8 protein-coding genes and 1 tRNA gene are annotated in these 10,746 nt (G+C 76.2%); 2 read left to right on the top strand and 7 right to left on the bottom strand.

What is annotated here, in order from left to right:
- The first annotated feature begins 79 nt into the window (after positions 1–79).
- Entirely contained in the window at positions 80–841 is a 762-nt protein-coding gene (locus J1M41_RS10640; protein WP_144869211.1) for an OBAP family protein, read from the top strand.
- 170 nt (positions 842–1,011) lie between these two features.
- On the opposite strand, the gene J1M41_RS10635 is transcribed toward J1M41_RS10640, so the two are convergent.
- The 4 genes from J1M41_RS10635 to J1M41_RS10620 form a co-directional block, all read right to left on the bottom strand.
- The gene (locus J1M41_RS10635; RefSeq protein ID WP_206451716.1) at positions 1,012–2,193 is read right to left on the bottom strand and encodes an FAD/NAD(P)-binding oxidoreductase; all 1,182 of its coding nucleotides are present in this window, start codon (positions 2,191–2,193) and stop codon (positions 1,012–1,014) included.
- 112 nt (positions 2,194–2,305) lie between these two features.
- Positions 2,306–3,259: a WcbI family polysaccharide biosynthesis putative acetyltransferase gene (locus J1M41_RS10630; RefSeq protein WP_036339624.1), complete on the bottom strand. Its 954-nt coding sequence runs from the start codon at positions 3,257–3,259 to the stop codon at positions 2,306–2,308.
- A 183-nt stretch (positions 3,260–3,442) separates the two neighbouring features.
- Positions 3,443–4,822, bottom strand: a complete 1,380-nt coding sequence (locus J1M41_RS10625; protein WP_342214106.1) for a glycosyltransferase — start codon at positions 4,820–4,822, stop codon at positions 3,443–3,445.
- Positions 4,819–5,931: a glycosyltransferase family 4 protein gene (locus J1M41_RS10620; RefSeq protein ID WP_144825795.1), complete on the bottom strand. Its 1,113-nt coding sequence runs from the start codon at positions 5,929–5,931 to the stop codon at positions 4,819–4,821. The genes J1M41_RS10625 and J1M41_RS10620 overlap by 4 nt, the downstream gene beginning before the upstream one ends.
- A gap of 165 nt (positions 5,932–6,096) precedes the next feature.
- On the opposite strand from J1M41_RS10620, the gene J1M41_RS10615 reads away from it, so the two are divergent.
- On the top strand, positions 6,097–8,103 hold the full coding sequence (locus J1M41_RS10615; RefSeq protein WP_206451714.1) for a glycosyltransferase: 2,007 nt from the start codon (positions 6,097–6,099) through the stop codon (positions 8,101–8,103).
- A gap of 32 nt (positions 8,104–8,135) precedes the next feature.
- On the opposite strand, the gene J1M41_RS10610 is transcribed toward J1M41_RS10615, so the two are convergent.
- From J1M41_RS10610 to J1M41_RS10600, 3 genes are all read right to left on the bottom strand, one after another.
- Positions 8,136–9,227 carry a glycosyl transferase gene (locus J1M41_RS10610; RefSeq protein ID WP_206451713.1) on the bottom strand — a complete coding sequence of 364 codons (1,092 nt, stop codon included), beginning with the start codon at positions 9,225–9,227 and terminating at the stop codon, positions 8,136–8,138.
- A complete protein-coding gene (locus tag J1M41_RS10605; protein ID WP_206451712.1) occupies positions 9,227–10,354 on the bottom strand; it encodes a glycosyltransferase in 1,128 nt (375 codons plus the stop codon). Before J1M41_RS10605 ends, J1M41_RS10610 begins: the two co-directional genes overlap by 1 nt.
- Positions 10,355–10,598: 244 nt before the next feature.
- A tRNA-Ala gene (locus tag J1M41_RS10600) sits at positions 10,599–10,671 on the bottom strand.
- Positions 10,672–10,746: the final 75 nt, after the last annotated feature.

Raw genomic sequence — 10,746 nt, 5'->3', positions numbered from 1 at the left:
GCCAGGTCCCCGCCTCCTGAGCAGCCCCGGCAGCCCCACCACCCTGGCCGAGTCCGCCCCGTGCTCCTAGCGTGAGGCCATGAGCACCCATCGCCTGTCCTCCACCGCCCTCGGGTTCGCCGCCGGACTGGGCACCGCGGCCGCTGTCACCGCAGCCCGCAAGATCGCCCTCATGGGCGCCGTCGGGAAGGGCCACCCGCTCAAGCACCGCCTCCTGGACGCGGCATCCGGCCTGGTCCAGCCGAAGTACCCCATGGGCGCGATGAGCACCTATCTCAACGGACTGCACTTCTACGCCGACGACCTCGGCCGACAGGTCGAAGCCAGCCACTTCTGCATCCACCTGCGCCACGACCTGCACCAGTGCGTGATCTTCGACCGCAACGCGCCGGACGCACGGCTGATCGGCATCGAGTACATCATCAGCGAGGAGCGGTTCCGCAGCCTCCCCGACGAGGAGCGGCGCCTGTGGCACAGCCACCACTACGAGGTGAGCTCCGGCGCCCTCACCGCCCCCGGGGTGCCCGAGCTGGCCGAGCACAGTTACTTCGAAGACCTCATCCACACCTACGGGAAGACGTTCCACACCTGGCAGTACGACCGGGACGACTTCCCGTACGGCATCCCCCAGCTGATGATGGGCCTCACCGGCGACGACCAGGTGGACGAGGCCCTCCTGCGCGCCCGGGACGAGCGCGTGGGCGTGGACACCGCGGCCAAGCGGCGCAACCGCGCGGACATCCCGGTCCCGGACGTGGTGCCGGGGGCGAACAGCTGGGAGCGCGGGCGGGTCGTGCAGACCACGCTCGAGGAGCGCCCGGTGCGGGGCCGCGACGACTGAGGCCGGCGTCGTCGGCAGGGCGCCGTTTCCCGAACGAAAACGGTGCGACACGCCGCCGTTTCCCGAACGAAAACGCTCGGCGGGCCGGCGCCGTCATCCGGATCGGGCGGGGGCGCCCCGCGAGGGACAGCACGTTCGCCGCACGTGTCACGTCAGCGGGAACGCTGGGCTCAGACCTTCCCCTTGAGCAGTCGGTGCCAGTAGATCCGGGGCTGGCCGAAGCGGTCGAAGACCGCCGTGCTCTTCCGCGGCTTCGTCAGGTCCACGCCGGGGATCGACCGGTCCTCGGAGCCGTCGCGGACGTGCTCGTCCAGGACCAGCTCGTCCCGGCTGACCATCACGGGGATCACTGTGTAGCCGTCGTACTTCTGGAGCGGCTTCCCCGCGTCCGCGGCCTGGATGTTCTGGGTCAGGATCTTGACCTGCCGGCGCAGGGCTCCGCCGGAGGGCCGTGTGCCCAGGGCGGCGGCGTCGCCCAGCGCCCACACGTGCGGGTGCACGGGATGCCGCAGGGTCGCGGGATCCACGGCCGCCAGGCCGGCCTCGCCGTCGTCCGCCAGGCCCGCCTCGGCGATGAACTCCGGGGCCCGCACCACGGGCGTGATGTACGCGGCCGCGACGTCGGTGATCCGCTCACCGGTGTTGAGCACCACCTCGCGGGCCTCGTGGTCCACGGCGTTCACCTCTGCGCCGGCGTGCACATGGATGCCGTACCTCGCCACGGCCTCGGCCAGAGCGGGGTCGATGGTCTGCCGGTCCAGGATCCGGCCGTACGGGGTCACCAGGCGGACGTCCACGTCCGGCAGGATCCCCGTGCGCTCCCACGCCGCGCAGGCCAGGAACAGCGCCTTGAGCACGGTGCCGCCGCACGAGGAGGGCTCAGCCGGCACATTCGCCACCACACGGTCCCCCGCGGCCACACGCGACAGCAGCGCCCGGGCGGCGTCCACGTGCTCGGGCACGTGCGCACTCGCCGCCCATCCGGCGGCGTAGGCCTCACGCAGCCCGTCGATCGCACCCCACCACGGGGTCAGCCCCGGGCAGAGCACGAGGTGGCGGAAGCCCACGGTCAGCCCGGTGCTCGTCACCGCGGTCCGTTCCTCGGCGTCCACGGCCACGACGTGGTCCGGGATCCATTCGACCCCGTCCGGGATGACGGCCCGCATCGGCCGTTCGAACCGGGCCATGTCCGCCTGCCCGCCCGCCGCGTAGTTCAGCATCGGCCGGTAGCGGTGCAGCTGTTGGCCGTCGGCGATGGCGACCCGACCCTGCCGCTTCCGCCGCAGTGCGGCGGCCAAGGACACGCCGGCGTTGCCGCCGCCGACGATCAGGATGTCGTACTGCTCGGTCACGTGGTCCTCCGTGGGGTGACGGGGTCAAGGAAACGGTACGGCCGCCCCCGCAGACGTGCTCCGCGGCAGACGGGACGTGCCGCCCATCCTCCACTGGTGGCCGGGGCCGGCGCTAGCCCGTAAGGCCCAGCAGCCGCAGCTGGTCGGCGTACTTGCGCATCCCGACCTCCACGGCCTGCGGGTTCTGCGCGTACCAGTCCAGGTGGGTCTGTCGCAGCTGCTCGGCCGGGACGGTCTGTCCGGCCACGGTCCAGTCCTCGGTCGGCTCGGCGTCGAGGTCGAGGGCCTCCACCACGACCGCCTCGAGGGGCGCGCGCACCCCGCCGAGGAGCACGCGGGAGGCGGGCACGGGCTGGACGGCGACGTCGCCCGGCAGGTGCCCGGCCACGCGCTCGGCCACGCGGGTCAGCAGCATGTTGGTCGGGTGGTTCACGGTGTAGAAGCCGACGCCCCGCTCCGCCGCCACGAGGTCCGCCATGGACAGCGTCCCCTTCGCCTCCTCCCTCGCCCGCAGCGCCTGCACGGACGCGGCCGCGGCCTCGCGGATCGCCGCCGGCGCCACCTCCCGACGACGGCCCGTCGCCGCCTCGGCCAGCACGCGCAGGTCGTGGTACGGCACGACGGGCGGGTCCTCCCCCGGCCGCTCGGCCGCCCCGGGCGCGAACTTCCAGTTGCGGAGGGTGACCTGCCAGGGAAAGCGCGAGACGTCGTACACCACGGGGATCCGCACCACGGCGGCGTCCTTCGGCAACCGGGCCACGAGCTGGTCCGTGCCGATGGGCATGCCCCGGTAGTCGTGCGGGATCGGCTGGGTGACGAGGGCCTTCACGCGGGGCAGCAGCCGCTCCAGGTGCTCGACCTCGTCCGGCTGGGCCTCGAAGGCGGGCGGCACGCGCACGCTCACCAGGTCCGCCCCGTGCAGCGGTGTGCCGGGCTCCCCGCCGAGCAGCCGCCGGTACGACTCGCCCTGGCAGTTGCCCCACACCAGCAGCAGGTCACCCTCGGGCAGGTCCTCGAGCCCGTAGAAGTGGCCGTAGTGCCGGCGTCGTCCCTCGTCCTCGTTCACGCCTGCGTCCTCTCTCCTCAGCCGTCCTCGCGACGGATCCAGTCGACCCCCGTCTTCCCGAACCACCAGGCCAGGAACGCGGAGAGCGCCGCGAAGTCCAGCTCGTCCAGCTCGCTCATCGGCCCTCCCGTGCTCCGTCCTGTCCGCGATTGTGCCAGCCCCGCCCCGCGGGCACCGGCCCGCTCAGCCCCAGCCGCCCCACCACGCCTCGAGGTCCGGCACGGTGGCCACGGGCGCCCAGCCCAGCCGGGAGGCGGGCACCCACCACACCCGCGCCGTCCCGCCCCGCCGGTGCCGCCACCGCGCCCGCGCACACGTCAGCACGGCGAGCACGGCCCGCTCGCCCGGCTCGGCCGGCTCACCCAGCACCTCCACGCGCTCGACGCCGGCCCGTTCCAGGCGCAGCAGCCACGCGGCGACGGCGTCCGCGTCAGGCCGGGCTCCGGCCGCGGCGGGCCGCAGCGGCACGTGCACGTCCACGGACCAGTCGGGCACCGACCGCACGGCGTCGAGGTCGCCGCGCGCCGGCGTCGGCGGCAGGCCCTCGTCCGCCGCCGCGCCGCCGTCGGGCTCGCCCAGCAGCCGCACGCGGGGGTCGCCGAGCGCCCGCGCCGCCGCCTCGTCGAGGCCGCCCACGACGCCGACCCGCGCCCCCGGTGCCGCGCACAGCACGGCGTCCACCGCCACCACGGCCGCCGCCGCGCCGTCCGCGCCCTCCGGCACCCGCACGCGCGCCTCGACCCGCAGCGGGCCGGCCAGGGACAGGCCGTGGCCGCGGGCCGTCGTCGCGGGGATGCGGGAGGCCAGCACGAGCGCCTCGCGGGCCTTCACCCGGGCGGCCTCGGCGGCGTCGCCGCGTCCGCCGAAGTCGGCGCCGGCCTGCCACGCCACGGCGTCCGGCGCGTGGCGCAGGGCCGCCCCCACGCGCCACAGCCGGTGCGCCAGCTCCCAGTCCTCCCCGCCGTAGCCCACGAAGGCGGGGTCGAAGCCGCCGGCGTCCTCGTAGACCTCGCGCGCCACCGTGAGCACGGCCGAGATGACGTACCGGTAGCCGGTGGAGTCGGCGCGGCGCAGGTCGTCCGTGGCGCGGTACCCCTCGCGCAGCCAGGCCGGCTCGGCCAGGCGGGCGTCCGCGGGCACCTCGTGCCCGGGCTGCCATCCGTGCGCCCAGGCCCGTTCCAGCCAGGCCTCGGCCAGGTGCCGCCGCCGACCCACCACCGCGGCGTCCCGGGGCGCCTCGGCCACCGCCGCCAGGGCCGCGGCGAGGTACCCGGGCTCGGGGAGCATGTCCCCGTCGAGGAAGGCGAGCACGTCGCCGTCGGCCGCCTCCGCCCCGAGCGCCCGGGCCGCCGAGGCGCGGAACCCGCGGTCCGGCTGGCGCACGGTCACCACGTCGAACGGCAGGCCCGGGTCCACCCGGGGCGGGACGGGCGAGCCGTCGTCGGCCACCACGAGCTGCAGCCCGCCGGTCAGGCCGCGCTGGGCCGCGAGCGCGGCCGTGAGCCGGTCGAGGTCCGCCTGGGCCCGGTAGTAGGGCACCACCACGGAGACGGCGGCGCTCACGTCCACCTGTGCACGCGGCGGAGCACGTCGAAGAGCATCCGCGCGCAGTCCTCGGCCCCGGGCGAGAGGTCCACGGCGGGGTCGAGCCACGTGCGCTCGGGGTCCTCGACCGCCTCGGCGATCGCCTCGGCCATCGCGAAGGCCGGCGACCCGTTCGGGTGCACGAGCCGCAGAGTGCCCGGGCGCAGGCGCTCCATCTCCTCCGTGTAGCGCCCCGCGGAGGCGATCGCCCGCCGCCCCACCGAGGTCCACGCCGCCAGGGACCCGGACGCGGACACGTTGCGGTGCGCCGCGAACGGGATGCCCGCCGAGAGCAGGGCCGCGTCCGCGAACTCGTCCGGCACGAACCCGGTGACGCGGAACTCCAGGCCGCGCGCCTCGGCGTCGCGGGTCAGCTCCGCCACGAGGTCGTCATGCCCGATGCTGACGGGTCCGAGCGCCGTCAGCCGGCGCGGCGCCCCGGAGTCCGGGCCCCACTGGCGGTGCAGCTCGGTGAGGGCCTCCAGGGCGAGGGCGTGCCCCTTGCCCGGGTAGACGAAGCCGAAGAGCACGAGGTCCCGGTCGAGGCCGGCCATGCTCTCCGGCACCACCGGCTCGGCGCGGGCGGCCGCGGCCCGGCGGTCCTCCACGGGCAGCGGGACCACGTCCGCGGCCACGTCCACCAGGTCCGCCAGCAGCGCCCGCTCGTGCTGCGAGGAGACCACGACGCCGTCCACCGCCTGGGCGAGCCGCGCGTATGCCTCGCCGCGGCGGCGGTAGCGGCCGTCGCCCTCGGCGGGCTGCGGGATGTCGTGCAGGGTGAGCGTGGTGCCCTCGGGCAGGACGTCGACGAGCAGGTCCGCAGCGGCGGTCGCGGTGGGGCCGAACAGCGCGTCCGTGACGTCCAGGTGCACGGCGGCGCCCAGCGCGCGCGCCTCCTCCAGCACGGGCACGAGGCCCCGGAACGCCGCGACGTCCTCCGCCGTGAGCAGCTCCACCTCGGCGCCCACCCGACGGAGGGCGGCGGCGGTCTGTCGGCCATGGCGCACCACGCCGTGCTCCGGCGCGCCCACGGTCACGTACAGCACACGCCCCTGCGGCTGCGAGTCCACGTCCACGATCCCCTTCACCTGCGGCGGCGCTCCTCGACGCGGCGGCGCGCCGGAACGGACAGGATGCCGCTGCTCCGATTCTCCGATCCTGCCCTGACAGACTAGATTCCGCGACCCCCGACCCGGGACGGGGACACGCCGCCCGCGCGGCATCGCATCCCCCAGGTCAGGAGGCCCTCCCCCGTGAGCATCACCGTCCAGCACGTGCCCGCGCAGCACCCGTACACCCGCGCGATCCGCCCCCTCGACCCGGGCGCCGCGCCGGACGTGGAGTTCCTGCCGGACCCGCCGGTGCCGGGCGCGCCCGCGCACCAGTGGTGGCCGCCCCGGGCCCTGCACGCGGAGTGGCTGGCCGAGCACCGCCCGGACGTGCTGCACGTGCACTTCGGCTTCGAGCACTTCAGCCCCGCCCAGCTGGCCGCCGCCCTGGACGCGCAGCACGCGCACGGGGGCGCCGTCGTCGTGACCGTGCACGACCTCGAGAACCCGCACCTGACGGACCAGGGCCCCCACCGAGACCGCCTGGCCGTGCTGCTGGGCCGCGCGGACGCCGTGCTCACGCTCACCCCCGGCGCCGCGGCGACCCTCGCCCGCGACTACGGCGTGCGCGCCCTCGTGGTCCCCCACCCGCACATCGTCCCGCTCGAGGACCTCGTGGCGCAGGGCGACGACGACGCCCCCGGCGCGGAGCCCGGCCTGCTGCCCCCCGACGCGTCCGACGACGGCGACGGCGCGGCCGCCCCCGCCCGCCTGCTGGTGCACGCCAAGGACCTGCGCGCCCAGGTGGCCCCGGTGGCGCTGCTGCCGGTGCTCGCCGCCGCCGTCGCGACGCTGGCCGACCGCGGCGTCGACGCGCGGGTGACCGTGGAGGTCCAGGACACCGTGCAGGACGAGGACGCCCTGGCCGCGCTGCGCGCCGGCTGCGCCCACCACGGCTTCGAGCTGTGGCAGCACGACCGGCTCGACGACCCCGCCCTGCACGCGCTGCTGCGCGACGTGGACGTGTCCGTGCTGCCGTACCGCATCGGCACCCACTCGGGCTGGGTGGAGATGTGCCGGGACCTGGGGGTGCCGGTGGCCGTCGCGGACATCGGGCACATCGCGGACCAGTCCGGCGCCTGGTTGACCCCCGACTCGCTCGCCGCGTTCGACCCGGAGGATCCCGACTCCCTCGCCGACGCGCTCGAGACGCTGGTGCGCGCCCGCGCGCGCACGGCCCCCGCCGACCCGGCCGCCCGGGCCCGGCAGCGCCGTCGCGTGGCCGCCGCACACGTGGCGGTCTACCGCGAGGCCCTCGCCCGGGCGCGCGGAGCGTTGCCGAGCGTGTCCGTGCTGGTGATCACGGGGCACCGGGACGAGCACCTGGCCCGCGTGATCGCCGGGCTGGAGCGCTCTCACCGCCGCCCGGACCAGGTGGTCGTGGTGTTCATGGGCCAGCCGGACGGGCGCGTCCCGGCCACGGACCTGCCCGTCACCGTGGGGCACGTGGCCGCCGACGCCGGGCTGCCCCTGGCGCAGGCCCGCAACCGCGCGGCCGAGCTCGCCACCGGCGAGATCTTCGTCTTCCTCGACGTGGACTGCATCCCGGCCGCCGAGACCGTCGGCGTGCTGGCCACCGAGGTCGCGGCCCACCCCGGGTCCGTGGTGATGGGCCGGCCCCGCTACCTGCGGCCGGGCTGGACCCGCGACGTCGGGGAGGCCGACCTGACCTCGCATCGCGCCGACGCCCTGCTGCGCCGCCTCTCCGTGCCCCACCGGGCGCGCGCGCACCTGACCGCCGGCCCCTCGGACGAGTGGCACCTCGTGTGGACGCTGATCCTGGCGCTGCGGCGCGCGGACCTGGCCCGCATCGGCTGTTTCGACGCGGGCTTCACCGGCTACGGCGCCGAGGACACGGACCTGGCCTTCCGCGCCCGCGACGCCGGCCTGACGCTGCGGTTCAGCCCCGCCGAGGCGTTCCACCAGCACCACGGCGTGATGACCCCGCCGCTGCACCACCTCGAGGACATCCTGGTCAACGCCCGCCGTTTCCGGCAGGTGCACGGCCGATGGGCCATGGAGGGGTGGCTGCGCGCGTTCGCGGACGCGGGGCTGATCGCGTGGGACCCCGAGGGCGAGCGGCTCGAGCTGCTGCGTCACCCCACGGAGGCGGAGCTGACGGCCGCCCGCCGCGACGACGCCGCGTACTGAGCGCCGTGACGGCCGGGGGCGGCGGGGCGGACTCAGCCCAGGGCGCCCTCGATCGCCGCCTCCCAGCGCCGCCGGTACTCGTCCGGCGCCACGAGCAGCAGGCCCGCGAGCCGGTCGGCGGCGGCCGGGTCCGCGAGGGCGCTGCGCACCGCGCCGGCCCAGTCGGCGTCCGGGTCCTCCCACGCGCACCACGGCACGCCCGCGGCCCGGTGGATCTCGCGGACGAACACGCGCTGCTCGTCGAACGGCCGCGGCTCGGGGGCGAGCACCACGGGGCGGCCGGAGCGGGCGGCGTCCACCACGGCGTTGTGCCCGGCCGAGACCACCACGACGTCGGCGTCCGCGGCCCGGCGGGCCGGCGCCTGGACCCAGCCGTGCAGCGTCACGGTGGCGGGCATCGCCTCCGCCGCGAGCCCGCCCGGCGCCTCCGGCTCGCCCACCCCGGCGATCGGGCCGTACACCTCCCACGTCGCCTCCGGCACGGCGGATGCCGCCCGGGCCAGGTCCGCGGCCCGCACCCCGCCGCCGCCCGTCCCGGCGATCACGGCGACGCGCGGGGCGCCGCCCGCGGACGACGTCGTCGTGGCGCGGGTGCCGAGCCGGCCGGTGACGTCCGCGACCCCGAGGTAGGCGACCCGGTCCGCGTGGGCGGCGCGCCAGGCGGGGACCTCGAGCTCGGCGGCGTAGTGGGCGAAGAGGCCGTCGGCCTCGGCGTAGACGAGGGCGTGCGCGGGGTCGGTGCGCTCGCCGTGCATGCGGCGGTGCAGCACGGGCCAGCCCGCCAGGCGCAGGAACAGGGCGGCCTCCACGGACACGTCCACCACGCACACGTCCGGCTCCACCCGCTGCGCCGCCGCGTGGAGGGCGTCGAAGCGCGCCCGGATCTCGGGCCCCACCGGGGACCAGTGCAGGGGCGAGCGCGCCGGCTGCTCGTGGCCGGCCACGAGGTCCGAGGGCAGCGGGATGACGGGGACGTCCGCGGGCAGCAGTTCGGCCGCCCGGGGGTGGGCGGTCACGACCGTCACGTCGAACGCCCCGGTCGACGCCAGGCCGGCGGCGTGCCGCAGGTGCCCCGCCCCGTGCTGGTGGGCGTAGTAGAGGACCCGCCTGCGGGCCGGGGCCATCAGAGGGACTCCAGGTCCGCCGCCTCGGCGGACGGGCGCGGGGCCTCCTGGGGGTCGAACCCGTACGCGTCCTCGGCGGCGGCGAGATCGTGGGCGTCCTCGGCGGCCTGCTCGAGCAGGTCCACGTAGCCCTCCACCATGGTCTCCGCGCTGAACCGGCAGGCCCACGCACGCACGCGTCCCCGGTCCTTGCGGCGGGCGTGGCGGATCGAGACCGCGAGCTCCTGCGCCGTGTGATGGACCGCGAGCGCGCCGGCCTGCGGGGCGACGATCTCCCCCATCGCGCCGCTGAGCAGCGCGGCCACCGGCACGCCGAGCGCCATGGCCTCGACCACGGCGAGCCCGAACGGCTCGGCCCACAGGGGGGTGGCCAGGAAGACCTCGCCCGTGGCCAGCATGTGCGGCAGCGCGTGGTGGTCGAGGTGGCCGTGGTAGACGGTGTCCGGGCCGAGCCGCGGCACGACCTCGCGGGCGTGGTACTCCTCGTCCGAGATCGGCCCGGCGAAGTGCAGCTCCATGCCCGCGATCCGGGCGGCGTCGATCGCCACGTGCAGGCCCTTCTCCGCCGTGATCCGGCCCGACCACACGGCGCGGCCACGCACGGGGACGGCGTCGGAGACCCACTGGTGCAGCTCGATCCCGTTGGGCACCACATCCACCCGCGGCAGCCGATGCTGCCAGGCCAGCGCGTTCGACGCGGACACCGAGGCCCACCGATGGTGGTCGGGGGCCGTCCAGCCCGGGGCGTCGACGACGGCCAGCACCTCCGCCAGCGTGGCCGGCGTGTGCAGGACGGTGACCACGGGGCGGGCGCGCAGCAGCTCGAGCGGCGCCGGGGAGAGGGAGTTGTTCAGGACGGCGTCGGAGTCGTCGTCGAGGATCAGCGCGCAGGCCCGGCGGGCGGCCGCCTCGCGCACGCGGGTGCCCGCGCGGCCCGGGCCGGCGCCCTCGGCGGGCAGCACGGCGACGACGTCGCCCGGCAGCCGGGTGCCCTCCCGCGCGTAGACGGTGACGTCGTGGCCCCGGCGCACGAGGTGCTCCACGGTCATGGCCGTGTGCATCTCCAGCCCGCCCTCGTAGGGCGAACGGATGGGGTGGAGCATGTGGGTGAGCACGCTGATGCGCATCGGCGTCCCCTTCCCGGCCCGGGCCGGGCCGAACGGCCCCGTGCGGGGCGGCAGAAGCGCGACTGACCTGCGGTGACACGACCGCATCACGTCCGCGCTGACGTACCCCGGCACTGTAGACACCCGGGGGGTCCCCCCGGAAGCGCCGACCCCCCTCCCGGGTGAGGGCGGGGAAGGCGCACACGCCCCCGTCACGAGAAAGTCCCGGCCCGCGACCACGAGGATCGCGGACCGGGACGGCCCGTGGAGCTAAGGGGAATTGAACCCCTGACCTTTTCATTGCGAACGAAACGCTCTACCAACTGAGCTATAGCCCCAGGTCATGCCCTCCCGCGGGAGCGCACCCGAACATCATACGCCCGCCGCCCCCGATCCTCCAATCCGGCGACTCC

The organism is Micrococcus sp. KRD096 (genome assembly GCF_017168495.1).
Lineage (GTDB): Bacteria > Actinomycetota > Actinomycetes > Actinomycetales > Micrococcaceae > Micrococcus > Micrococcus luteus.
The sequence above is the reverse complement of the archived record's forward strand: the minus strand, read 5'-3'. Positions and strand labels throughout refer to the sequence as shown.

Bases quoted from the DNA above. Each gene is read 5' to 3' on its own strand.
- J1M41_RS10640 (WP_144869211.1), top strand. From the start codon at position 80: ATGAGCACCCATCGCCTGTCCTCCACCGCCCTCGGGTTCGCCGCCGGA.
- J1M41_RS10610 (WP_206451713.1), bottom strand. From the start codon at position 9,227: ATGGCCCCGGCCCGCAGGCGGGTCCTCTACTACGCCCACCAGCACGGG.
- J1M41_RS10605 (WP_206451712.1), bottom strand. From the start codon at position 10,354: ATGCGCATCAGCGTGCTCACCCACATGCTCCACCCCATCCGTTCGCCC.